This is a genomic window from Flexivirga lutea (assembly GCF_054778955.1).
In genome coordinates this window covers 194,436-218,483 of sequence record NZ_BAAGZB010000003.1, presented here as the reverse complement: position 1 = coordinate 218,483, position 24,048 = coordinate 194,436, and the positions used below count along the sequence as shown (strand labels likewise).

Below are 24,048 nucleotides of genomic sequence, written 5' to 3'. Positions count from 1 at the left end.
GCAAGAGCCCGGCCGATGGCCGGGCTCTTGCTGTTGGTGGGTGGAGCATAGGGGATTCGAACCCCTGACCTCTTCCATGCCATGGAAGCGCGCTACCAACTGCGCCAATGCCCCGTAGTGGGTTGTCCTCCGGGAGAACCGGCGACCGACATACTGTAGCCAGCCGGAGGCGGCTGCACCAAATCGGGCCGGTGCCGCATGCTCAGCCGCGGTGATCCTGCCGTTTGCGGACGTAAACCTGCCGCCGCACGTGCGCCACGACGGTGCCGTCGTCGAGCGTCAGATCGGTCTCGAACCAGCGCAGCACCTTCTGCCCGGACTCGGCCGCGGCCCGCACCTCCTCGGCCACCTCACGGGGCACTTCGAAGCGCCCGTGCACGGTCGAGGTGCCGGGGCTGAGGTAGTCGATCTCCGCCTTCGTGTCCCAGACGTAGTAGCCCTTGCCGAGCTGGTTCCACAGCAGCAGCGCGAAGAACGCGTCCGACATCGACCCGATCGAGCCGCCGAACGCGGTCCCCTGCTGGTTGCGGTTGAACCGGTTGAGGCGCAACTCAGTGCGGCAGACCGTCCAGTCGTCGGAGAATTCGCGCACCCGGATGCCGGCGCCGAGCAGCGGCGGGTAGAGGGACATCCCACGCGCCAGCCAGCGCGGTGGGATCGTCCGGCGCCCGCCGAATCTGGACGACCTCGTGGTGGCGCCGGTGGTCTTCGTGCCGCTCATCGCGACCTCGCTCCTTGCGTCGTGAGTGGTGCTCGTCGCAGGTTCCAGCCGGCGATCTGCCAGCGATCCCCGTGCTCGGCCAGTTGCGCCCAGTGGCAGTTGCCCATGCCCTGGAACGACTGCAACGCGATCTGCTGCGGTATGCCGCACAGCGACGCGCACAACACGCGTGCGGCGAAGCCGTGGGTGGCCACGACGACGGTCTCCCCCGGTGTCATCGTGGCGATGACGTCGCGGGCTGCCGCGGTGGTGCGCTGGGCGACGTCGGCCATCGTCTCGCCGGTGCCGCCACGTGGCACGTCCTCGCCGGCGCTGATGCGGTCCAGCAGGTCGGCGTCGCGGTCGCGGATCTCGGCGGTGGTCAGCTCGGCCCAGCCGCCCACGTCGACCTCCCGGAAGCGCCGGTCGAAGGACAACGGTATGCCGCTCACCGACGCCAGCGCCCGAGCCGTGTCGGCGGCCCGGCTCAGGTCGGATGCGATGATGCGGGAAACACCTTGCTGCGCAAGCGATTCCGCGGCATACGCGGCCTGCCGCCGACCACGCTCGGAGAGCGGGGCGTCGAACTGGCCCTGCCACCTGCCGGCGGCGTTGTAGGTGGTCTCACCGTGGCGCCATACGAGCAAGCGACGCGGCGCCGGTGCGCTCACTGCTGGGTGAGGTCGATCGTCGGGCAGTCGCGCCAGAGGCGTTCGAGAGCGTAGAACTCCCGCTCCTCGTCGTGCTGCACGTGCACGATGATGTCGTCGAAGTCCATCAGGACCCACCGGTCCTCGCGGCCGCCCTCCCGCCGGATCGGCTTGCTGCCCAACTCGTGCAGCCGCTCCTCGATGGCGTCGACGATCGCGGAGACCTGGCGTTCGGTCTCACCGGAGACGACGAGGAAGACGTCGGTCAGCCCCAGTTGGTCGCTGACGTCGATCGCGACGACCGAGGTCGCCAGCTTGTCCTCCGCCGCGGCGGCTGCGGCCCTGGCCAGGTCGATGGCCCGTGCGGTCGCGGTCACCCTCACGCCTCCTTCATTGCGCCGGCTTCCGGCTTGTAGAGCTGATATTTGCCGATGTACTGCACGACGCCGTCCGGAACGAGATACCAGACCGGCTCGTCGTCGACGACGCGTTGCCGGCAGTCGGTCGAACTGATCGCCATGGCAGGCACTTCCATCAACCGCACATGGTCGCGCGGCAGCCCCTTGTCAGACAACACGTGGCCTGGGCGCGTCACCCCGATGAACTGCGCGAGTGGCCACATCTGGTCCACGCCCCGCCAGGACAGGATCTGCGCCAGCGCGTCGGCGCCGGTGATGAAGAACAGCTCCGCGTCCGGGCGCTGTCGGCGCAGGTCCGTCAGCGTGTCGATGGTGTAGGTGGGACCGGGCCGGTCGATGTCGACCCGGCTGACGGTGAAGCGCGGGTTCGACGCGGTCGCGATCACCGTCATGAGGTAGCGGTGCTCGGCGGAGGTGACACCGCGGCCTTCCTTCTGCCACGGCTGCCCGGTCGGCACGAACACCACCTCGTCGAGGTCGAGACGGGCCTGCACCTCACTGGCTGCAACCAGGTGGCCGTGGTGGATGGGGTCGAACGTGCCGCCCATCACCCCCAGCCGGATGGTCAGTGCTCCTTCTCCCCTTCGGCACCGTCGCGCTGGTCGGCGGCGGTGTTGCGGAAGGTCCACAGGATGCCCAGCAGCAGCAGGAACACGGCGAACGCGATCAAGCCGTAGAGGATGTGCGGCATCGGCAGGTGGTGCTCCTCCAGCTTGGGCACGGAGGAATCTGTTGCGAGCTGGACCAGGGACGACCTCATGCGCTCAGCTTATCGGGTATGACGCGGGCCTCTCGCACCGCCGGGCGACCGGAGGACGTCGCGCTAGCGGACCTGCCCGTCGCCCTCGACGACCCATTTGGTGCTGGTCAGCTCCTGCAGACCCATCGGGCCGCGAGCGTGCAGCTTCTGGGTGGAGATGCCGATCTCGGCCCCGAAGCCGAACTCACCGCCGTCGGTGAACCGCGACGACGCGTTGACCGCGACCACCGCCGCGTCGACGCGCGCGACGAACTGGCGCGCCGCGGCGCGGTCCGCGGTGACGATCACCTCCGTGTGACCGGACCCGTAGCGGCCGATGTGGGCGATCGCCGCGTCCAGGTCGTCGACGACCGCGACGCTCAACTGCAGGTCGAGGTATTCGGTCCCGAAGTCCTCTTCCGTCGCCGGTGTGTATGGCGTGCCGTGCCGACCTGCGATCTCCCCGGCGCGCTGGTCGGTGTGCAGCACGACGCCGGCGGAGGTCAGGGCGTCATACAACGCGGGCAGCACGGCGTCGGCGATGTCGCGGTGCACCAGCAGCGACTCGGCGGCGTTGCACACGCTGGGGCGGTGGGTCTTGGAGTTGACCGCGATCGCCACTGCCTGATCGAGGTCCGCGGCGGCGTCGACATACACGTGGCAGTTGCCGACCCCGGTCTCGATGACGGGCACCGTCGCACCCTGCACGACGGCCCGGATGAGTCGGTCACTGCCTCGCGGAATGACCAGATCGACCAGTCCGCGGGCGGTGATCAGCGCGTCGACGTCCTCGTGACCGCCGTCCAGCAGCTGCACGGCGTCGGCAGGAATCCCCTGCTGCGCCAGCGCTTCTCGCAGGACACCGACGATGACCCGGTTGGTGTCAGCCGCTGCCGAGCCACCGCGCAGGATCATCGCGTTGCCACTCTTGAGGCCGAGGCCCGCGGCGTCGACGGTGACGTTGGGCCGTGCCTCGTAGATCATGCCGACCACACCCATCGGCACGCGGATCTGTCGCAACTGCAGACCATTGGCCAGGGTGGAACCGCGCACGATGTCGCCCACCGGGTCCGGTAGCCCGGCGAGCTGTCGCAGCGCCTCGGCGATCGCGGCCACCCGTTCGGGGGCGAGACGCAGGCGGTCCTGCAGGCCCTCGGCCATGCCGGACTCCCGGCCGCGCACGAGGTCCGCCTCGTTGGCGGCGACGATGCGGTCGGTCGCCGCGAGCAGCGCGTCGGCGAGGGCGTGCAGCGCGGCGTCCTTGTCGGCGCGGGTCAGCACCGCGAGCTGTTTCGACGCCACTTTGGCGGCCACCCCCGCGGCGTGGACGCGGCTCGTCGCGGCTGTGGGGGCGGGCTGGTCGAGCGTGCTGGTCATGCCTCCAGGATATGGAGCGCCTGCCGGCGATGCGTCATCGCGTGCTGCGCCTTGAACGGGCTCGCACCTCACCACCGGTGATTTAGGGACGACGGTCGCGCCAAAATCACGCAAACACGCCAGAACCGGTGATTTAAGGACGACAGTCGCGCCCAAAATTAGACGTCGGCCAAGAACTCCGATGCGCCGCGCAGGCGGGTGCGCAGAAGTTCCTGGGTATGCCGCGAGTCCAGCCGCACGTCCAGTTGCTGGTCGGGACCGAGCTCGGCGCGCGACCCGATCCGGATGCGGTCGAACTCGAGCCCATCGCGCTGAGCGATCAACCGACCCATGTCGACGCGGCTGACGGCGTCGGCGCCGCCGCAGTGGAACGTGCCCGCTCGTCGCTCCTCGGCCAGCTCAAGCAGCGCGGCGGCCAGATCGTCGCGGTGCACCGGGCAACGGATTTCGTCGGCGAACAGCGCACCGTCGGCACCCCCGGCGAGGGCGTGGACGAGCCGCTCCATCGAAGAGTCCGGGCCGAGGATGCGGGAGCTACGGGCGATGGTCGCGGTGGGCAGCACCGCACGGATCGCGGTCTCGGCGGCGGCCTTGGCGGCGCCATACGGCGTGATGGGGTCGGGCGACGCGTGCTCGTCGTAGGACGGCGCCCGGCCGGAGAAGATTGCGTCAGACGAGACGAAGACCAGGCCCGCGCCGGCCGCAGCGGCCGCGAGTGCCACGTGGACGGCACCGTCAGCCGTCACCCGCCAGTCCCCCATGGCGAATGCCGTGTGTATGACGACGTCCGGTGCGACCTCACGCACGACCGCGTGACACTGCTCGGAGTCTGTGATGTCGAGGCGAAGAACGGAGGTGCGCGAGACCGCGACCACGTCGTGACCGGCGGCCGATGCCTGCGCCACCAACTCGGCACCGAGATAACCGGTGCCGCCCGTGACCAGCAGCCTCACCGCTGCTGGGAAATCGCGAAACGGCGCTGCTGCCGGTACACCCCGACGAAGACGATGATGATGCCACCGATGGTCAGGTAGAGGCTGTACTTGGCCAACTGGTTGACCAGATCCTTGGCCGGCTCCCCCATCCGGTAGCCGGCATACATCCACAGGCCGCGGTAGACCAGCCCGGCGAGGAAGTCGATGAGCAGGAAGCGCCGCAACGACATGCGGGCGTCGCCGACGAACGCGTAGACGATGGAGCTGGGCAGCAACGGGATGAACCACACCAAGAAGACCGCCGGCCCGCCGAACCGCCGGGCGATGCTCTCGGCCCAGTACGCCGTCCGGGCCGCCCACTTCGAACGCGCGGCGATCATGTCGATGACTCCGCGCCCCCAGAGGCGGCCGGCCCACCACCACAACCAGTCGAACTTGATCGAGGTCAGCGACGCGGCGATGATCGCCAGCCACCAGAACGGCTGGTGCTGTCCGACCCTGGCCAGCGCACCGATATCGACCATGGCGATGTTGGAGCCGCTGAAGCAGGCCAAAATGTAGTCACGTGCCGGTGCCGAGAAGTTGCCGAGGATCCACGGCCGCACCGGGATCGTCAACAGGCCGTAGGCGCCGGTGGCGATGATCAGTCCGATGCACCACATGTCGGCCCTGCCCGGCTTACCCTTCCAGGGCATCCGGGGGTCGTCCCACCATTCCTTGGTGGGTGGCTCCTGCTCCTGCGCCGCGGCTGCCAACTGCTCGGCCTGCGCCTCCGACGCAGGGATCGGCCGACTGTAGTCGCTCACGTCACCATCCTCGCTCATCGTCGTGCCCTACCGGCCAGCACCGCCAGGTGGTCGCGGTGCACGACCTCACGCTCGTATGCCGCCCCCAGCGTGCGCGCCAGCTCGTGGGTGTTGCGCCCCAGCAGCCGGGGCAGCTCCTTGGCGTCGTAGTTGACCAGGCCGCGCGCGACCACCAGGCCGGACTCGTCCACGAGGTCAACGGCGTCGCCGGCCGAGAAGTGCCCGGAGACCTGGCGAATCCCCGCAGGCAGCAACGATTTCCCGCGTTGGGTGACGGCGAGCACGGCGCCGTCGTCGATGATCAGCTTGCCCTGCGGGGAGGTCGCGTAGCGCAACCACAATTGCCGCGCACTGGGCCGGTGCCCCTGCGGCGCGAAGATCGTGCCGACGTCCTCGCCGGCCAGCGCGGCCCCGGCCAGCGGCGCCGACGTCAGAACGGTCGGCACGCCCGCGGCGGTGGCGATCTGGGCCGCCTCGATCTTGGTCACCATGCCGCCGGTGCCGACCGCCGAACCGGTCCCTCCCACGTCCACACCGTCCAGCGACGCCTGCTCGAGCACCTCGCCGATGCGCCGGGCCCCGGGCTGCGTGGGCGGCGCGTCATACAGGGCGTCGACGTCGGACAGCAGGACCAGCGCCGAGGCATCGATGAGGTGTGCGACCAGGGCGGCGAGCCGGTCGTTGTCGCCGAAGCGGATCTCGTGGGTGGCGACGGTGTCGTTCTCGTTGACCACCGGCACCACGCCGAGCGCAAGCAGCCGCTCGATGGTGCGCCGGGCGTTGACGTAGTGCCCGCGACGGGTGACGTCGTCGGCGGTGAGCAGCACCTGTCCGGCGGTCAGGCCGTGCCGCTCGAACGCCACGCTGTATGCCGCCAGCAGCGCGCCCTGTCCCACGCTGGCCGCCGCCTGCTGGGTGGCCAGGTCACGCGGACGGCGGCGCAGCCCGAGCGGGACCATGCCGGCCGCGATCGCACCGGAGGAGACCAGCACGATGTTCGCTCCGGACAGCCGACGAGCAGCCAGCGCATCGGCGAGCGCGGTGACCCGCTCCGGGTCGAGGCCGCCCTGGACGCTGGTGAGCGAACTGGAGCCGACCTTGACCACGACGGTGGCGGCCGATGCGACCGCCGCACGCAGCTGATCGGTGTCCCGATCACTCATCGCTGTCGACGACGGCGGGGTCCCGGTCGGTCCACAGCCCGGCCTTGCGCTCGGCGTCCAGCTCCTCGCGTGCCTCGCGCTGTGCGTCCTTGCGGCGATGGAACTCCTCGCGCTTCTGGGCGCGGGTGGCGCGGCCGCCATCGACGTCCAGGCGCAGGTCGGTGCCGCGGGGTCCGAGGAGTTCTGCACCGGTCGCCATCGTCGGCTCCCAGTCGAAGACCACGGCGTTGTCCGCCGGGCCGATCAGGACGGTCGAACCGGTCACCGCGCCGGCCTTGAAGAGTTCCTCCTCGACGCCGAGGCGCGCCAGCCGGTCGGCGAGGTAGCCGACTGCTTCATCGTTGGCGAAGTCGGTCTGCCGCACCCACCGGGTGGGTCGCTCACCGATGATCCGGAAGACCTCGTCGGTGCCGTGCATCTCCTTGCGGATCGTGAAACCGGAGTCGTCGACGGCCTGGGGGCGCACCACGATCCGCTGCGGGGTGATGCTGGACTCGATCTCGGCACGGGCGCGGTCGACGTGCGCGGCCAGCGAGAAGCTGAGCTCCTTGAGGCCGGTGTGCGCGACAGCGGAGACGATGTGCACCTCCAGGCCGCGGGCTTCCAGGTCGGGGCGGACGAGTTCGGCGAGTTCGCGGGCATCCGGCACATCTGCCTTGTTGAGCACGACGATGCGGGTGCGTTCCGACAGCGGCTTGCCGCCGAGGGAGTCGTCGGCGACATACTCGGCGAGCTCCTGCTCGATGACGTCCAGATCGGACAGCGGGTCGCGGCCCGGCTCGAGGGTCGCGCAGTCGACCACGTGCACCAGCACCGAGCAGCGCTCGACGTGCCGCAGGAACTCCAGCCCGAGACCCTTGCCCTGACTCGCGCCCGGGATCAGCCCCGGCACGTCGGCGATGGTGTAACGCTGCGAACCCGCAGTGACGACACCGAGGTTGGGCACCAGGGTGGTGAAGGGATAGTCGGCGATCTTCGGCTTGGCCGCCGACATCACCGACACCAGGCTGGACTTGCCGGCCGACGGGTAACCGATCAACGCCACGTCCGCCAGGGTCTTCAACTCCAGCGTGATGTCCGACTCGTCGCCGGGCTCGCCGAGCAGCGCGAAGCCGGGCGCCTTGCGCCGCGGGGACGCCAGCGCCTTGTTGCCCAGACCGCCGCGGCCGCCGTTCGCGGCCACGAACCGCGCACCGGCACCGATCAGGTCGGCCAGCACCTCGCCGCGGGAGTCCTTGACGACGGTGCCCTCCGGCACCGGCAGGACCAGGTCCTCGCCGTCGGCGCCGTTGCGTTCGTCACCGGCGCCGGGGCGGCCGTTCGGGGCGACGCGCTGCGGGCTGCGGTGGTATTCCAGCAGGGTGGTCGACTGCGAGTCGACCTCGAGGATCACGCTGCCGCCCTTGCCGCCGTTGCCCCCGTCGGGTCCGCCGAGCGGCTTGAACTTCTCCCGGTGCACCGACGCGACGCCGTGCCCGCCGTGCCCGGCGCGCACGTGCAGGACCACTCGGTCCACGAAGTTGGTGGCCACGCATCTCTCCTTGCGGGTTGTGTATGACGGCGGAAGGGGTGGGTCCGGAGAATCTCGGACCCACCCCTTCCGCTCGAGGTGCTGCTGGCTGGTGCTCGGAGGCTACCTGCTCAGGCCTCGGTGCTGTCGGCAAGCACGATGTTGACGGTCTTGCGGCCGCGCTTGGCGCCGAACTCGACCGCGCCGGCGCGCAGCGCGAAGAGCGTGTCGTCCTTGCCACGGCCCACGCCCTCGCCGGGGTGGAAGTGCGTGCCGCGCTGGCGGACGATGATCTCGCCGGCGTTGACGACCTGGCCGCCGAAGCGCTTGACGCCGAGTCGCTGGGAGTTGGAGTCCCGACCGTTGCGGGTCGAGGACGCACCCTTCTTGTGTGCCATTTGCTAAGCCCTTACTTGAGAAATGAGTTCAGGAACGAAGATCGGGGTCCCCGCGAAGTATTCGCAGGAGCGAAGCGGGGGAGAAACTTCGTGGGGTGATCAAGCCTCGATGGCGGTGACCTTGACCTGGGTCAGCGGCTGACGGTGGCCCTGGCGCTTGCGGTAGCCGGTCTTGTTCTTGTACTTCACGATGGTGATCTTCGGGCCCTTGGCGGCCTTCATCACCTCGGCCTTGACGGTGACCTTGGCCAGCTTGGCGGCGTCGGTCGTCACGGTGCTGCCGTCCACCAGCAGCAGCGGCTTGAGCTCGATGCTCTCGCCGGCCTTGGTGGTGACCTTGTCAATGGTCAGGACGTCGCCCACGGAGACCTTCTCCTGGCGACCGCCTGCGCGAACAATCGCGTACACGTCGGAACTCTCTTTCGTCATGGATGCGCACTTGTCAGGGACCGGCAGGCAGCTACCCCGGGAGAACCGGGACGCCCGCGCGGTGGGCACACCGAGGCACGAGTTTACGGGCCGGGCCGGTGATGCTCCAAATCGTCGGATCGGGCAGCGGCCGGGTGACCCGGCTCACGCCCCGGACCGGGATGACTGCAGGTAAGCGTCAACCGGTCTCATTCGGCGTCGGCGGCCGGCGGGCCCGCGGGAGCGACCACCCGGGCTCGCTTCCTGCGTTGCGGCTTGACCGGTTCGGGCGGGGTCGCCACTGGCGCGGACACGGTGTCGGACGCTGCGGTGGCGGCCGGTGCTGCGTCGGCCGCTGCCACTGTCGCGGTGGGTGACACCGCCGGCGCCTCGACGTGCTGTGCGGCACCCGCCGCGGAGGTCGCCCGGCGGCGGGCCCGCCCGGTGATCCGGCGGACCGGTGCCGCGGCGTCGGTGGCCTCGCCGTGTTCGGGGGCGGACGGTGCCGGCGCCTGCGGTGTCTCGGCCGTCGGCGTGGCCGACCGCTGTGAGCCGGCGCGACCGGTCACCGCGGGAGCGGTGCCCGTCGTCGGCTGCTCCGCGGACTGCTCGGCCACATCGTGCTCGGCCGCCTTGCGGGCGCGTTTCTTGCCGCCGCGCGCCTTCTTGGCCGGCTTGCCTGCCTCATCGGCCGGCCCGGTGTGCTCGCCCGTGTCGACGATCGCGCCTGCCTCGCCGGCCGGTGCCGCAGTGTCCTGCGTGTCCTGGGCGGCCTGCAGGTCGTGGGTGTCGTGGGTGTCATGGGTGTCATGGCCGGCCGGTGCGCCGTGGTCCTCCGACTTCGCGCCCGACTGCGCAGCGGCATGGGCTGCAGCGGCGATCTGTGCGGCGGTCGGTCCGGACGGCTTCGCCGGCTCCTCGGCCTGCTTCTTGGCCTTCCCCTTGCGGGACTTGCCGTTGCCGCCGCCGGAACTGCCGGACGGCTTGTCGACCGGGTCGGCGTGCACGATGATGCCCCGCCCGCCGCAGTGCTCGCACGGCTCGGAGAAGACCTCGACGAGGCCGGACCCGACGCGTTTACGGGTCATCTGCACCAGCCCGAGCGAAGTGACCTCGGCGACCTGGTGCTTGGTGCGGTCGCGCCCCAGGCACTCCAGCAGCCGTCGCACCACCAGGTCGCGGTTGGACTCCAGCACCATGTCGATGAAGTCGACGACGATGATGCCGCCGATGTCGCGCAGCCGCAGCTGGCGGACGATCTCCTCGGCCGCCTCCAGGTTGTTCTTGGTGACGGTCTCCTCGAGGTTGCCGCCGGAGCCGACGAACTTGCCGGTGTTGACGTCGATGACCGTCATCGCCTCGGTGCGGTCGATGATCAGCGAACCGCCACTGGGCAGCCAGACCTTGCGGTCCATCGCCTTGGCGAGCTGCTCGTCGATGCGGTGCACCGCGAACGCGTCGTGCTCGCCGGTCCACTTCTGCAGCCGCTCCGCCAGGTCGGGCGCAACCGAACCGACGTAGTCGTGCACCTGGGACCAGGCCTTGTCACCGGCGACGACCAGCTTGCTGAAGTCCTCGTTGAAGACGTCGCGGATGACGCGCACGGTCAGGTCGGGTTCACCGTGCAGCAGGCTGGGGGCACTGGCGGACTTCGCGTCGGACTGGATCTTCTCCCACTGTGCCTGCAGCCGCTCGACATCGGCCCGCAGCTCGGTGTCGCTGGCGCCCTCGGCCGCCGTACGCACGATCACGCCGGCGTCGTGCGGCACGACCTCCTTGAGGATCTTCTTCAACCGCGCGCGTTCGGTGTCGGGCAGCTTGCGGGAGATGCCGGTCATCGAGTTGCCCGGCACGTAGACCAGGAATCGACCCGGCAACGACACCTGGCTGGTGAGCCGGGCGCCCTTGTGGCCGATCGGGTCCTTGGTCACCTGGACCAGCACCGTGTCCCCGGACTTCAGGGCGTTCTCGATGCGCTTGGCCTGGCCGTTCTCGAGGCCGGCCGCATCCCAGTTGACCTCGCCGGCGTACAGCACGGCGTTGCGGCCGCGGCCGATGTCGACGAAGGCGGCTTCCATGCTGGGCAGCACGTTCTGGACCTTGCCGAGGTAGACATTGCCCGCCATCGAGGCCTGCTGCACCTCGCGGGAGACGTAGTGCTCGACCAGGACGCCGTCCTCGAGCACGCCGATCTGCGTGCGGCCGGCCTTCTCCCGCACCACCATCTGGCGGTCGACGCTCTCGCGGCGGGCGAGGAACTCCGCCTCGGTGATGACGGTACGGCGCCGGCCGGCCTCGCGCCCCTCGCGCCGGCGCTGCTTCTTGGCCTCCAGGCGGGTGGATCCCTTGATCGCGGTGACCTCGTCGCGGTCCTTGCGCGGCTCGCGCACCTTCGTCACGGTGCCGGGTGGGTCGTCGCCCTCGGTCGCCCCGCCACTGCGACGCCGGCGGCGGGTGCGGCGCCGGCCGTTGCCCTCGGACGCCTCACCCTCGTCGGCCTTGTCGCCGGATCCGGCCTCCTCGCCGGAGCCGTCGCCGCCCTTCGTGTCGTCGCCGGAGCTCTGCGCGTCCGCGTCGTTGGTGCCATTCTTGTTGCCGTTGCCGTTGCCGTTGTCGTTGTTGTTGTCGGCGCCCTTCCGGGAACCCCGGCTCGAGCCCTTGCCCTTGTCGGAATCGGTCTCGGAGTTCTTCTCGGAGTTCTTCTCGGACCCGTTGTCCGCGTCGTCCTTGCTGCGCCGGCCCCGGCCGCCGCGGCGACGGGAGCGGTTGGCGCCCTGCCCGTCGCCATCGCCGTCGCCGTTGTCGTTGTTGCGGTCGTTGTTGCGGTCGTTGTTGCGGTCGTTGCCGCCGTTGCCGTCCGCATCGTCGTCGCCACCACGCGAGTCGTCGCGCCGGCTGTCCGGCTCCCGTCGGGGCGGTGCGACGGTCTGCGGGTCGGGCGCTTGGAAGAGCAGGCCGAAGTTCATCGCTGCCGTGGACCGCGTCGGCTCCGGCGGGGCGCTCTCGGTGGTGTCTGCTGTCGGTGCCAGGAACGGGTTGGTCTCTTGCGGGGCCATGGCCCTCATCTCTCGTCAGCATGCGAGTGACCCACAACGAGGCAGCGCCTGCACACCCGCATGTCGCGGTTGGGCCGTCACGCACGGGCGAATCAGCCCACGGTGACGCGAAAGTCGTCTGTTACGTCGCGCCCAGGGTTCGCGTCATCTCGCGGCACCCTGAGGTCGGACGCCGTCGGTCCTGCACTCGGCTGATCGCGAGATCTCGCGGGCTCGAGTTGGCTGCCAACGGGGCGTCGAACAGGTTGTGGCACTGCCGACGACCGCTGCCATTGTCGCACACATCCGGGCGCCGGATCGTCGGGACGCACGTTCGCAGTGCGTCCGAATCACCGCAGCGGGTCGGCGATGGCGCCGTCCTCGCGCAGCGGGCCCTGGCTGAGCCGGGTGACCTGCGGCGGGCGTGTCGGGTGAAGTCCGCCATACGTGCTGAGCGCGGTGAGGACGTCGTCCGGCCGCACCAGTGGGGTGAGATGCCGCAGCACGATGGTCAGCACCGCTCCGTCGGCCGTGAGGCTCGCGACGGCGGCCCGTACGTCGAACTCACGCTCACCGCGCTTGGTCATCCGCGAGACTGTCGCGTCGTCGCGGGCGAGCAGCTCTGTTGCCGCCGCGGCGACCGCCGCCGCGTCGTCGGCGGCGAAGTCCAGCCGCCAGCAGCTCGCTGTCAACCGATCGGCCAGTGCACCGGGCAGCGCCTCGGCGACATCGAGGACGACCAGGTCGCCGGGCAACGCCTCGTCGAGGTCGGCGCGCAACCGGTCCGGCGCACATTCCCGGGTCAGCTGCAGTTCGAAGTACTCCGCCTCACTCGCCGTGCCGGTCGGTGCGGCGTTGGCGTAACTGATCTTGGGGTGCGGGTGGAATCCTGCCGAGAATGCCACCGGGATCCCTGCCCGGCGCACCGCACGCTCCAGGGCGCGCTGGAAGTCCCGGGTCGAGGAGAAGCGCAACCGGCCGCGCTTGGCATAGCGCACGCGCAATCGCTGGACGGCGGGCTCGGGTGCGGGTCCTTCGGGGACACGTTGTCTGGCCACCGGGACACGGTAATAGGTACCCCCGGCGCGGCCGACGGCGTCCGGCGACGGTGCGCTGCCTACTCTTGCCGGATGGCAGCCAGGGGGTCACGAGTCCGCAGCAGATCCCGCGGCGGTTCGTGGCGGGAGACGGCATACGCCCTGCTCGCCTTCGTGGCCGTCCGGCTAGTCGGCACCGGCGTGCTGGCGCTGGTCCTGCGACTGCGCGACGCCGGCTCGTTGCACCACATGCTGACGCGGTACGACGGCCAGTGGTACGCCCGGATCGCCGAGCACGGCTACGGCACCACGATCCCGGCGCACGACGGGATGCATTCGGACTACGCGTTCTTCCCGCTGCTGCCGCTGCTCGAGCGCGGCGTCCACACACTGGTGCACCTGCCGGTGGTCGATCTGGGGATGGCGATCAACTGGGTCGCGTCGCTCGTCGCCGCGGCCGGCATCCACGCGGTGACCGCGCGGGTGACCGATGGGCGGGTCGCGCTGATCACCGTGGTCCTGTGGGCGATGTACCCCTACGCCATCGTGCTGTCGATGTCCTACACCGAGGGCCTGCTGTGCGCCCTGGCCGCATGGGCGCTCTTCGCCGTCGCACACCGGCGGTGGCTGGTCGCCGGGGCACTGGCCGGTCTCGCCGGGTTGACCCGTCCCACCGGCGCAGCGGTCGTCGCAGCCGTCTGCGTCGCCGCGCTGCTGGCCGGACAACGCGGGAAGGAACCGTGGGCACGGGTGCTGCCCGCGCTCGTGGTCGCACCGCTCGGCCTGCTGGGTTACCTGGCGTATGTCGCCGTCCGGCAGGACGAGTTGCTGGGCTACTTCCACGTCACCGAGGGCTGGAACCGCAGCTGGGACAGCGGCCGCTACTTCGCGCACTGGCTGTCGGGGATGGTGCACGCGGGAGGGCTCGAGACGCTCAAGGGCGTGGGGCTGATCGCGGCCCTGCTGGCCATGGTGTGGCTGATCTGGAAGGGTGCCCGGGACGGCCTGCCGGTCGGGTTCACCGTTTTCAGCGTGGTGCTGCTGGTGATGACGATCGGTACGTCGGGCTACTTCGGGTCCCGGCCCCGCTACCTGCTGCCCGCCTTCACGCTGCTGGTCCCCCTCGCTGCCGGGCTGACCCGGTTCCGGCCGGCGGTGCGCATCCCGCTGGCCGTCGTCCTGTCGGTCGGCCTGGCCGTCGTCGGCGGCTACGCGCTGACCACCGGAGCCCCCTGACCGGAGGCGTCGCCCGCGGGATCGCCGTGCACCTGCACGACGCGCGGTGGAGCGTCCGTTCCGCCTAGGCTGGTCGGCGTGCAGCTGGAGTTCGACGCCGAGATCATCGAGTGGCGAGGCCCTGCGCCATACCTCTTCGCGCCGTTGCCGCCGGCACACGCAGACGAACTGGCACAGATCGCCCGCGACGTCACCTACGGCTGGGGCTGCATCCCGGCCCGGGGCCGGATCGGCGGCACCGATTTCACCACCTCGATCTTTCCGCGCCACGGCGGCTACCTCGTCCCGGTCAAGGTCGCGGTCCAGCGGGCGGAGCGCGTCGGGCTGGGCGACGTCATACACCTGCGGCTCACCGTGGGCGACGACTGAGCACATCCGAGGTTCACCTGCTGTTGATCGCCGGCTTCCTTGCCGGTCAGCTGGATCCGTTTGCATCACTCCCGGCCGGCGTCCCCGTCAGGTTCACCCGAACCCCGCCGACCGACGGAGGGATCACTTCATGACTTCATTCCGCTCGACTGCCTGCCGGATCTCCCACCGGGGCAAGGCGTTCGGCGCCCTCGCCGCCGTGGTCGCGCTCACCGGCACGGCCACGGCCGCCGCAGCGCCGGCCGCGCACCCAGGGCATCGCGGCCACCAGCCGGCCAACGTCATCCTGTTGATCGGCGACGGCATGGGCGACTCGGAGATCACCGCTGCGCGCAACTACCAGGTCGGCGCGGACGGCCGACTGAACCTGGACCGGCTGGACAGCACCGGCGCCTACACGACCTACTCGGTGCGCAAGGGCACGAACACCCCTGACTACGTGACGGACTCGGCTGCCTCCGGCACCGGCTGGGCGACCGGCACCAAGACCTACAACGGCGCCATCAGCGTCGACACCCACGGTCGCCGGAAGGCGACGGTGCTGGAGCTGGCCCAGCGCGCCGGCTACCGCACCGGTGACGTGACGACCGCGGAGGTCCAGGACGCCACCCCCGCAGTCCTCGGCGCGCACGTGTCCGACCGCGACTGCAAGGGCCCGCAGGAGACCAGCAGGCTGTGCCCGAGCGATGCCCGCGAGAACGGCGGCGCCGGCTCGATCGCCGAGCAACTGGTGCAGACGCGCCCGGACGTGCTGCTCGGCGGCGGCCGCAAATACTTCGAGCAGCAGGTCACCGCCGGGCGGTATGCCGGACAGACGGTCCTGGACCAGGCGCGCTCGCGTGGCTACTTCGTGGCGACCACGGCGGCGCAACTGCGCACCGCACCACGGGACAAGCCGGTGCTGGGCAGCTTCGCTCCGGGCAACCTCGATCTGGAGTGGGTCGGTCCGACGCCGACGCACCAGAACACTCCGGCCGCCCGGTGCAGCGTGAACACCCACCGTGACGCATCCCAGCCACACCTGTCCACAATCGCCGATGTGGCCATCGACCGGCTGGACCGGCTCAGCCGCTCGGGCAAGGGTGCGAAACACGGCAAGGGCTTCTTCCTGCAGATCGAGGGTGCCTCGATCGACAAGCAGGACCATGCGGCCAACCCGTGTGGCCAGATCGGCGAGAACGTGGAGTTCGACCGCGCCGTCGGTGTCGCACTCGCCTACCAGAAGAAGCACCGGAACACGCTGGTGATCGTCACCGGCGACCACGGTCACACCAGCCAGATCGTCCCGGCCGGCAGCACCACCGCCGGCGTCACCGCGACCCTGACGACCGCCGACAACGCGCCGATGACGATCAGCTACGCCACCGCGTCGGAACCCGGCGGTAGCCAGGAGCACACCGGCACGCAGATCCGGGTCGCCGCATCCGGGCCGGAGGCCTACCGCGTCGAGGGTGTCACCAACCAGACCGACCTGTTCACCACGATGACGAAGGCACTGTCGATCAGCCGCGACTGACGCACCTTCGACCCACCTCCCACGCCCCACCGATTCACCGAGATCCGGCGAGAAGGGGAAGGGGTCAGACGACGGTCAGTGGCAACAGCTTCTTGCCGGTCGGGCCGATCTGGATCTCGGTGTTCATCTGCGGACACACGCCGCAGTCGTAGCACGGAGTCCAGCGGCAGTCCTCGACCTCGTTCTCGTCGATCGCGTCCTGCCAGTCGTCCCACAACCAGTCCTTGTCCAGGCCGGAGTCCAGGTGGTCCCAGGGCAGCACTTCGTTCTCATCGCGCTCGCGGGTGGTGTACCACGCCACGGAGACCGGTGATCCGTCGAAAGTTGTTGCTGCGCAGTCCATCCAGCGGTCGTAGCTGAAGTGCTCGCTCCAGCCGTCGAAGCGGCCGCCGTCGCGCCATACGGCCTCGATGACCGCACCCACGCGGCGGTCGCCGCGACTCAGCAGTCCTTCGACGATGCCCGGCTTGCCGTCGTGATAGCGCATGCCGATCGACGAACCCAGCCGCCGGTCGGACTTGATCGCGTCCTTCAGCTTGGCGAGCCGGGCGTCGGTCTCCTGCGCACCCAACTGCGCGGCCCACTGGAACGGTGTGTGCGGCTTGGGCACGAAACCGCCGATCGAGACCGTGCAGCGGATGTCCTTGCGGCCACTGACCTTCCGGCCCGTCTCGATGACACGCTTGGCCATGTCGGCGATCTGCAGCACGTCCTCGTCGGTCTCGGTCGGCAGCCCGCACATGAAGTAGAGCTTCACCTGCCGCCAGCCGGCGGAGAACGCCGCGGCGACGGTGTTGATCAGGTCGTCCTCGGAGACCATCTTGTTGATGACCTTGCGGATCCGCTCCGAACCGCCCTCCGGTGCGAAGGTCAGGCCCGAGCGCCGCCCACCGCGGGTCAACTCGTTGGCCAGGTCGATGTTGAAGGCGTCCACTCGCGTCGACGGCAGCGACAGGCCGGTCTGGCTGCCCTCGTATCGATCGGCCAACCCCTTGGTGATGTCGCCGATCTCGGAGTGATCCGCGGAGGACAGCGACAGCAGCCCGACTTCTTCGAAACCGGTTGCGGCCAAACCCTGCTGGACCATCTCACCGATGCCCGTGATCGATCGCTCGCGCACCGGCCGGGTGATCATGCCGGCCTGGCAGAAGCGGCACCCGCGGGTGCAGCCGCGGAAGATCTCCACCGACATCCGTTCGTGGACGGTCTCCGCCAGAGGCACCAGCGGCTGCTTCGGGTAGGGCCACGCGTCCAGGTCCATCACGGTGTGTTTGGACACCCGCCACGGGACACCGTGCGCGTCCGGCGCGGGCGCGACCCGCTTGATCCGTCCGTCCGGCAGGTAGTCGACGTCGTAGAACGCAGGCACGTAGACACCGCCGGTGCGGGCGAGCCGCAGCAGCAGTTCACGCCGGCCGCCGGGACGTCCTTCGCACTTCCACGCCTTGATGACGTCGGTGATCTGCAGCAGCGCCTCTTCACCGTCGCCGAGCACCGCGGCGTCGATGAAGTCGGCGACCGGCTCGGGGTTGAACGCCGCATGGCCGCCGACCAACACGATCGGGTCGCGCTCCCGCCGGTCCGCGGCGTGCAGCGGCAGGCCGGCCAGGTCGATCGCATTGAGCATGTTGGTGTAGCCGAGTTCGGTGGACATCGAGAAGCCGAACACGTCGAAGTCCCGGACCGGACGATGCCCGTCGACGGTGAACTGCGGCACCCCGGCCTCGCGCATCGCCGCTTCCATGTCGGACCACACCGCATAGGACCGCTCGGCGAGGGTGTCCGGGCGCTCGTTGAGGACCTCGTAAAGGATCATCACGCCCTGGTTGGGCAGCCCCACCTCGTAGGCGTCCGGGTACATCAACGTCCAACGGACGGTCTGCTCCTCGCCACCGGGCCCAAACCCACCACAGTGCCAGTCCTTGACGGTCGAGTTGAGCTCACCGCCGACATACTGGATCGGTTTGCTGACCTTCTCCAGCAACGGTTCGAGATTCGGGAAGAGTGACTCACCTGCCATGCGCACCAGGGTATGGCGCGAGTGGCCCCGGCACGAAACGGCGCGGCCTGCGGATCGAGCGGACACCATCCGCATCGAGCGGACACGGAAATCCGGCCGCGGAGGGCCGATTTTCGTGTCCGCTCGATCGTTTCCCGTCCGCTCGGGCGAATGGGCTGCAAGGAGTCGGCGCAGGCTCGGTTTCGGTACGCGGCTCGTTCCTCACCGCTGCTCAACCGGCATTCAGTCGTAGAGACCGTCCAGGTCGTCCTTGAACTTGCGGGTGACCACGGTGCGCTTGAGCTTCAGGCTCGGGGTGATCTCGCCCTCCTCGACCGTCAGGTCCCGGGGCAGGATGATGAACTTCTTGATCTGCTCCCAGCGGTTCAGCCCCAGGTTGAGCTCGTCGACATACTCCTGCACCATCTCCCGTGCCGCGTCGGACGAGACGATGGTGCGGTAGTCGGCTCCGTCCATGCCGTGTGCGGCGGCCCAGTCGACGATGCTCTCCTCGTCGAGCGTGATGAGCGCAGAGACGAACTTGCGGCCGTCACCCTCGACCACGAACTGCGAGGCGTAGGGACAGATGCCCTTGAAAGTGGCCTCGATGAGGCTGGGCGCGACGTATTTGCCGTTGGAGGTCTTGAACAGGTCCTTCTTGCGGTCGGTGATGCGCAGGTGGCCGGTCGGCAGCACCTCACCGATGTCGCCGGTGTGGAACCACCCGTCGACCAGCGTCTCGGCGGTGACGTCCTCCAGCCCGCGGTAACCCTGCATCACGCCCGGCCCCTTGACCAGCACCTCACCGTCGTCGGCGATCTTGACCTCGGTGCCGGGGACCGGCCAGCCGACGGTGCCGACCACGTTGGCGTCCGGCCGGTTCACGCAGGAAGCCGCCGAGGTCTCAGTGAGACCGTAGCCCTCGAGGATCGGCATACCCATGGCGTCGAACCAGCGGGCGACGTCCTGATTGAGTGCGGCGGAGCCGGAGATGAAGAACCGCACGCGACCGCCGAAGCGTTGGCGGATCTTGCCGAGCACGATCTTGTCGCCGACGACGTGCTGGGCGGCCAGCACCGGCCCCACCGTGTCTCCGGCCGCTCGTGCCGCGGCGACCTTGCGTGCGTTGCCGCTGGCCCAGTCGAACAGCTTGGCCTTGGCGCCACCCTCCCCCGCCATCATGGTGGTGATGCGGCCGTAGACCTTCTCGAAGATGCGCGGCGCGGCACCCATCCAGGTCGGCTGCACGGTCGGGAGGTTCTCCACGATCTTGTCGACCCGGCCGTCGATGGCGGTCGGGAAGCCGATCTGCAGTGGCAGGGTCAGCAGCACCTTGCCGAAGACGTGGGCCAGCGGCAGCCACAGGTATTGCACGTCGTCCTCGCCGAGGATCCGGACCGAGTCGACGGCGGCGGCCTCGTAGGTCCACGCGTCATGTGGCAGCCGCACGCCCTTGGGGCGGCCGGTCGTGCCCGAGGTGTAGATGAGGGTGGCCAGCGACCCGGGGGTCAGCTGCTCGATGCGGTCGTCGAGCACCCCCGGGTGCTCGGTGAGGTGGGCCGTGCCGAGCTGCTCCAGCTCGTCGAGGCCGATCACCCAGTCGCCGTCGCCGGCGCCGTCGATCTGCACGACCTTGGTCACCGACGGTATGACGTCACGACCGCCACGCAATTTGGCGACCTGCTGGTCGTTCTCCGCGAACACGACGGTGCTGCCGGAGTCGGAGACGATGAACAGCACCTCGTCGGCGGTGGTCGACGGGTAGATCGTCGTGGTCGCCGCTGCGGCCAGCATGATGCCGAGGTCCGCGAGCGCCCACTCCAGCCGGGTCGCGGACGCGACGGCGACCCGGTCCTCCGGCTCGACGCCGAGCGCGACCAGCCCGGCGGCGATGCGACGCGCCCGCTCGTCGACCTGACTCCAGGTCATCGACCGCCATTGCTCCCCCACCGGGTAGCGGAAGGCCTCACGGCTCGGGGTCTTGGCGACCCGGTCCGCGAAAAGGTGCGCCACGGAGCGGGCACGGCCTTCGACGACCGCGAGGTCGGGCTGCTCTTCGCTGAGCGACTTCGTCATGCGGGGTCCCCGCGAAGTATTCGGAGGAGCGAAGCGGGGGAGAAACTTCGTGGGGTGCTCATGGCATCGGAGCCTACCCGCCAGTTAACCAACCGGTCAGGCAGTGTCGGTTGTGCCCGACCGGGCCGGATGCGCGCGACAGATCTCCCTGGCCTGGTCGACGTCACGGTGCATCTGCGCCACCAGCGCCTCGACCGATCCGAACTTGGTGTTGCCCCGCAACCGGCGCACGAACTCCACACGGACCGTCTCGTCATACAGGTCGAGATCGTCGCGATCGAGGACGTAGGCCTCGACGGTGCGCTCGGGCACGTCGTCGAACGTCGGGTTGGTGCCGACCGAGATGGCAGCCGGCATCCGGTGCTCCGGGTCGTCGACGGGGACCGACTCACGCACCAGCCAACCGACATACACCCCGTCGGCGGGGACGAGACCTTCCGGCTTGCCGCCGAGGTTGGCGGTCGGGAAACCGAGCTCCCGCCCGCGCTGCAGACCGCGTACGACGACGCCGCGGACGTCGTGCAGGTGGCCCAGCAGCCGCCCCGCCACATCCACCTCTCCGGCGCCGAGCGCCCTGCGGATGTCGGTCGAGGAGATGCGATGCCCCTCCCCGACGTCGGCCAGCACCTCCACCGTGAATCCGTATTTGTGGCCGAGCCGGCGCAGCGTCTGCACGTCACCGGCGTTCTTGGCACCGAACCGGGTGTCGCCGCCGACCACGGCCTCGACGATGTGCAGGCCGTCGACGAAGACGTCGTGCACGAACTCCTCGGGCGTCATCGCCGCGAGTTCACGGGTGAAGTCGAGCACCAGCACGGCGTCCAGGCCGGCCGCGGCGAGCCGCTGGAGCCGGGTGGCCGAGGACGCGATCAGCTCCGGCGCACGCTCGGGGTGGAGCACCTGCAGCGGGTGCGGGTCGAAGGTGACCGCACAGGAGCGGACGCCGCGGGCCCTGGCTCGTTGGACCACCCGGCCGAGCAACGCGGCATGACCGCGGTGGACGCCGTCGAAATTGCCGATGGTGACCACGCATTCACCGAAGTCGGCGGGGATCTCGGTCAGCTGGGATACGCGTAGCACGGCGGCAACTTTAGCCCGCGGACCATTCCTTCTCCGACAGGCGCAGGACCCGCCAGGCGGCGATCGCCAGCAGCCAGGTCGCCACGAAGACGCCCACGATCACGAATCCGACGCCGTCCAGGTCGACCGAGCCGATGGCGGCGATCGGACCGTCGGTCCACTGGAACCGGTCGGACAGCACGGAGCTCAGCTCGATGGTGCCGATCACCAGGGCCACGAACACCGACAGCCAGGTGACGGTCGCGTTGTAGTAGAGCCGCCGCAACGGCTTGGCGAACGCCCACCGGTAGGCCTTGGCCATGAAGACGCCGTCGGCGGCGTCCAGCAGGCTCATGCCGGCGGCGAAGAGCACCGGCAGGGTGAGGATGGCGTACCACGGCAACTTGACCGCGGCCCCGCCGGCGAGCACCAGCAGGCTCACCTCGGTGGCGGTGTCGAAGCCGAGTCCGAACAGGAAGCCGATGGGGTACATGTTCCACGGCTTGGTGACCGATTTGGTCAGCCCGCCCAGGAGGCGGTTGACGAATCCGCGGGAGTTGAGGTGGTGCTCCAGCTCCGCCTCGTCGAAGTCGCCCTGGCGGGCGCGCCGCCAGACCCGGATGATGCCGATGAAGGCGATCAGGTTGAGGATGCCGATGATCCACAGGAAGGTGCCCGAGACGGTCACCCCGACGACGCCGGTGATCGTGTGCAGGGTCGAGTTGTCGTTCTCGACCGATCCGGCGAGTGCCTTCAGGCCGAGCGCGAGCAGGAAGCAGAGCCCGAAGACGACACTGGAGTGGCCGAGCGAGAACCAGAAGCCCACCGACATGGGCCGCTTGCCGTCCGACAGCAGCTTGCGGGTGGTGTTGTCGATCGCCGCGATGTGATCGGCGTCGAAGGCGTGCCGCATCCCGAGCGTGTATGCCGTCACGCCCAGACCGATCCCGAACGCCTGGGCGTGGCCGGCCTCGGCAGGCAGCGAGAAGTGCTGCGGAGCCACCACGAACAACAGCGTGCCCCAGCCGAGGACGTGCAGCGCGACGACGGCTGCCGTCATACCCAGCACCGAACGGCGTTCCGCCGGGCTGAAATCGGCGACGAAGGCGCGCGCCCTGCCGAGCGCGGTGGGTGCGGAGGTAGTGGTGGTGGCCATGATGTCCCGAGCATAGCCACTGACGCGACGCCGTCGCATCTGGTGGATACCGCCGACGGGTGCGGCCGGCCGGTCGGGGTCCCGCGAAATATTCGGCGAGGAAACGTCCGGGGGCGGCTCAGGCCGGGAAGACGACCCGGGACACCGGCACCGGGCGGCTCTCGTCCAGCATCGCGACCAGTTCCCCCGCCTCGGTGATCGCCGCGGACAGGTCCACCGGTTCCGGCCGGCGGGCCAGCCGCTTGCCGTGCCGCAGATCGGTGGCCTCCTGGTCACTGATCCGGCGCACCGGGAACTGGGCCGCGGCGGCGGCGCCCATCCCGATGATGGGCAGCGGCTGGTCGCGGTCGACCCGCGCGGCGAGTTCGTCCAGCGGGGTGGCGTCCTCGAGCCCGAAGCGGCCCACCCGGGTGCGCCGCAGGGCGGTCAGGTGTCCGCCGACGCCCAGCGCCGCGCCGAGGTCACGGGCCAGGGCGCGGACGTAGGTGCCGGACGAGACCTCCACCTCGACATCGACGTCGTACCACGTCCCCGCGTCGCCGGCGACCGGCCGTTCGGCGAGTATGTCGAACCGGTTCACCCGCACCGGTCGTGGCCGCAGCCTGACCTCGTCACCGCCGCGCACCTTGGCGTAGGAACGCACGCCGTCCACCTTGATCGCACTGACCGCGCTGGGCACCTGCTGGATCTCGCCGCGCAGCTCGCCGACCGCCGCGGCGACCGCGTCGTGGGTGAGGCCTCCGGCGTCATACGAGCGGGTGACCTCGCCCTCGGCGTCGTCGGTGATCGTCGACTGCCCGAGCCGGATCGTCGCGGTGTAGGTCTTGTCGCAGCCGACCAGGAAGGTCAGCAGTTTGGTCGCCTTGTTGATGCCGAGAACCAGCACACCGGTCGCCATCGGGTCCAGCGTGCCGGCGTGGCCGACCCGACGGGTGCGGGCCAGGCGCCGGGTGCGGGCGACGACGTCGTGGCTGGTCCAGCCGGCCGGTTTGTCGACCAGCAACAGGCCGTCCGGCGTCATACGTCCTCTGCTGCGTCGTCGCCGGACTTCTTGTACGGGTCGGCGTCACCCGCGTAGGACGCGGCGGACTTGGCGCGCGCCAGCTCCTCGTCGCGTTCGCGCGCGGCCTTGAGGGCCTCCTCGATGTGCGCGGCACCCTCGGGGATCGCGTCGGGGATGAACTCCAGTGACGGTGTCAGCCGTATGCCGAGCCCCTTGCCGACGTGCGAGCGGATGCGGCCGCGCCAGTCCTCAAGGGCTTCAGCGGTGTTCGCGCGTTCCTCGTCGGATCCGAAGACGGTGTAGAAGATCGATGCGTGTTGCAGGTCACCGGTCACCCGGACGTCGGTGATCGTCACGAAACCGAGGCGTTCGTCCTTGACGCGGCGCTCGACATAGTCGGCGACGAGGGTCTTGGTGCGCTCGGCGATCTTGCGGGCGCGTGCCGGATCAGCCATCT

The 24,048-nt window shown here is 69.7% G+C and carries 23 protein-coding genes and 1 tRNA gene; 3 read left to right on the top strand and 21 right to left on the bottom strand.

Annotation, left to right across the window (positions count from 1 at the left end; translation table 11 throughout):
- Window positions 1-41: 41 nt before the first annotated feature.
- The 15 genes from ACYVBN_RS13745 to ACYVBN_RS13675 all read right to left on the bottom strand — a co-directional run bounded on the left by ACYVBN_RS13745 (window position 42) and on the right by ACYVBN_RS13675 (window position 13,198).
- A tRNA-Ala gene (locus ACYVBN_RS13745) sits at window positions 42-114 on the bottom strand.
- Between the two features lie 88 nt (window positions 115-202).
- Window positions 203-721, bottom strand: a complete 519-nt coding sequence (locus ACYVBN_RS13740) for a hotdog family protein (protein ID WP_460601016.1) — start codon at window positions 719-721, stop codon at window positions 203-205.
- Window positions 718-1,371: a histidine phosphatase family protein gene (locus tag ACYVBN_RS13735; protein WP_460601015.1), complete on the bottom strand. Its 654-nt coding sequence runs from the start codon at window positions 1,369-1,371 to the stop codon at window positions 718-720. The genes ACYVBN_RS13740 and ACYVBN_RS13735 overlap by 4 nt, the downstream gene beginning before the upstream one ends.
- Entirely contained in the window at window positions 1,368-1,727 is a 360-nt protein-coding gene (rsfS, locus tag ACYVBN_RS13730) for an RsfS/YbeB/iojap family protein (RefSeq protein WP_460601014.1), read from the bottom strand. The genes ACYVBN_RS13735 and rsfS overlap by 4 nt, the downstream gene beginning before the upstream one ends.
- A 2-nt stretch (window positions 1,728-1,729) precedes the next feature.
- Window positions 1,730-2,332: a nicotinate-nucleotide adenylyltransferase gene (gene nadD / locus ACYVBN_RS13725; RefSeq protein ID WP_440282427.1), complete on the bottom strand. Its 603-nt coding sequence runs from the start codon at window positions 2,330-2,332 to the stop codon at window positions 1,730-1,732.
- 2 nt (window positions 2,333-2,334) lie between these two features.
- Window positions 2,335-2,529, bottom strand: a complete 195-nt coding sequence (locus ACYVBN_RS13720; protein ID WP_440282421.1) for a hypothetical protein — start codon at window positions 2,527-2,529, stop codon at window positions 2,335-2,337.
- A 63-nt stretch (window positions 2,530-2,592) separates the two neighbouring features.
- Window positions 2,593-3,885, bottom strand: a complete 1,293-nt coding sequence (locus ACYVBN_RS13715; protein WP_460601013.1) for a gamma-glutamyl-phosphate reductase — start codon at window positions 3,883-3,885, stop codon at window positions 2,593-2,595.
- Between the two features lie 158 nt (window positions 3,886-4,043).
- Window positions 4,044-4,838 (bottom strand): sugar nucleotide-binding protein, encoded by a 795-nt coding sequence (locus ACYVBN_RS13710; RefSeq protein ID WP_460601012.1) that lies wholly within the window; start codon window positions 4,836-4,838, stop codon window positions 4,044-4,046.
- Window positions 4,835-5,626: a DedA family protein gene (locus ACYVBN_RS13705; protein ID WP_460601011.1), complete on the bottom strand. Its 792-nt coding sequence runs from the start codon at window positions 5,624-5,626 to the stop codon at window positions 4,835-4,837. The genes ACYVBN_RS13710 and ACYVBN_RS13705 overlap by 4 nt, the downstream gene beginning before the upstream one ends.
- A 14-nt stretch (window positions 5,627-5,640) precedes the next feature.
- Entirely contained in the window at window positions 5,641-6,789 is a 1,149-nt protein-coding gene (proB, locus tag ACYVBN_RS13700) for a glutamate 5-kinase (protein WP_460601010.1), read from the bottom strand.
- On the bottom strand, window positions 6,782-8,320 hold the full coding sequence (obgE, locus tag ACYVBN_RS13695; protein ID WP_460601009.1) for a GTPase Obg: 1,539 nt from the start codon (window positions 8,318-8,320) through the stop codon (window positions 6,782-6,784). Before obgE ends, proB begins: the two co-directional genes overlap by 8 nt.
- A 110-nt stretch (window positions 8,321-8,430) precedes the next feature.
- Window positions 8,431-8,697, bottom strand: a complete 267-nt coding sequence (gene rpmA / locus ACYVBN_RS13690; protein WP_440282497.1) for a 50S ribosomal protein L27 — start codon at window positions 8,695-8,697, stop codon at window positions 8,431-8,433.
- Window positions 8,698-8,796: 99 nt separating this feature from the next.
- Entirely contained in the window at window positions 8,797-9,105 is a 309-nt protein-coding gene (gene rplU, locus ACYVBN_RS13685) for a 50S ribosomal protein L21 (protein ID WP_440282499.1), read from the bottom strand.
- A gap of 209 nt (window positions 9,106-9,314) precedes the next feature.
- Window positions 9,315-12,161, bottom strand: coding sequence for an Rne/Rng family ribonuclease (locus ACYVBN_RS13680; RefSeq protein ID WP_460601008.1), 2,847 nt, complete (start codon window positions 12,159-12,161; stop codon window positions 9,315-9,317).
- 329 nt (window positions 12,162-12,490) lie between these two features.
- Window positions 12,491-13,198 carry a TIGR03936 family radical SAM-associated protein gene (locus tag ACYVBN_RS13675; RefSeq protein WP_440282495.1) on the bottom strand — a complete coding sequence of 236 codons (708 nt, stop codon included), beginning with the start codon at window positions 13,196-13,198 and terminating at the stop codon, window positions 12,491-12,493.
- 72 nt (window positions 13,199-13,270) lie between these two features.
- Here ACYVBN_RS13675 and ACYVBN_RS13670 point away from each other — a divergent pair, with 72 nt between their 5' ends.
- From ACYVBN_RS13670 to phoA, 3 genes are all read left to right on the top strand, one after another.
- Window positions 13,271-14,413, top strand: a complete 1,143-nt coding sequence (locus tag ACYVBN_RS13670) for a glycosyltransferase family 39 protein (protein WP_460601007.1) — start codon at window positions 13,271-13,273, stop codon at window positions 14,411-14,413.
- A 78-nt stretch (window positions 14,414-14,491) separates the two neighbouring features.
- Window positions 14,492-14,782: a DUF1905 domain-containing protein gene (locus ACYVBN_RS13665; RefSeq protein WP_440282493.1), complete on the top strand. Its 291-nt coding sequence runs from the start codon at window positions 14,492-14,494 to the stop codon at window positions 14,780-14,782.
- A 130-nt stretch (window positions 14,783-14,912) separates the two neighbouring features.
- Entirely contained in the window at window positions 14,913-16,298 is a 1,386-nt protein-coding gene (gene phoA / locus ACYVBN_RS13660; RefSeq protein ID WP_460601006.1) for an alkaline phosphatase, read from the top strand.
- 64 nt (window positions 16,299-16,362) lie between these two features.
- Here the strand turns inward: phoA and ACYVBN_RS13655 are convergent, their stop codons facing one another.
- The 6 genes from ACYVBN_RS13655 to rbfA all read right to left on the bottom strand — a co-directional run bounded on the left by ACYVBN_RS13655 (window position 16,363) and on the right by rbfA (window position 24,046).
- Window positions 16,363-18,318, bottom strand: a complete 1,956-nt coding sequence (locus tag ACYVBN_RS13655) for a radical SAM family protein (protein ID WP_460601005.1) — start codon at window positions 18,316-18,318, stop codon at window positions 16,363-16,365.
- 222 nt (window positions 18,319-18,540) lie between these two features.
- Window positions 18,541-20,373 carry an AMP-dependent synthetase/ligase gene (locus tag ACYVBN_RS13650; protein ID WP_460601004.1) on the bottom strand — a complete coding sequence of 611 codons (1,833 nt, stop codon included), beginning with the start codon at window positions 20,371-20,373 and terminating at the stop codon, window positions 18,541-18,543.
- Between the two features lie 96 nt (window positions 20,374-20,469).
- Complete coding sequence (locus ACYVBN_RS13645) at window positions 20,470-21,453, bottom strand: bifunctional riboflavin kinase/FMN adenylyltransferase (RefSeq protein ID WP_460601003.1); 984 nt, start codon at window positions 21,451-21,453, stop codon at window positions 20,470-20,472.
- A gap of 10 nt (window positions 21,454-21,463) precedes the next feature.
- Entirely contained in the window at window positions 21,464-22,588 is a 1,125-nt protein-coding gene (nicT, locus tag ACYVBN_RS13640; RefSeq protein WP_460601002.1) for a Nickel transporter NicT, read from the bottom strand.
- 118 nt (window positions 22,589-22,706) lie between these two features.
- The gene (gene truB, locus ACYVBN_RS13635; protein WP_460601001.1) at window positions 22,707-23,609 is read right to left on the bottom strand and encodes a tRNA pseudouridine synthase B; all 903 of its coding nucleotides are present in this window, start codon (window positions 23,607-23,609) and stop codon (window positions 22,707-22,709) included.
- Window positions 23,606-24,046 carry a ribosome-binding factor A gene (gene rbfA, locus ACYVBN_RS13630; protein ID WP_460601000.1) on the bottom strand — a complete coding sequence of 147 codons (441 nt, stop codon included), beginning with the start codon at window positions 24,044-24,046 and terminating at the stop codon, window positions 23,606-23,608. The genes truB and rbfA overlap by 4 nt, the downstream gene beginning before the upstream one ends.
- Window positions 24,047-24,048 lie beyond the last annotated feature (2 nt).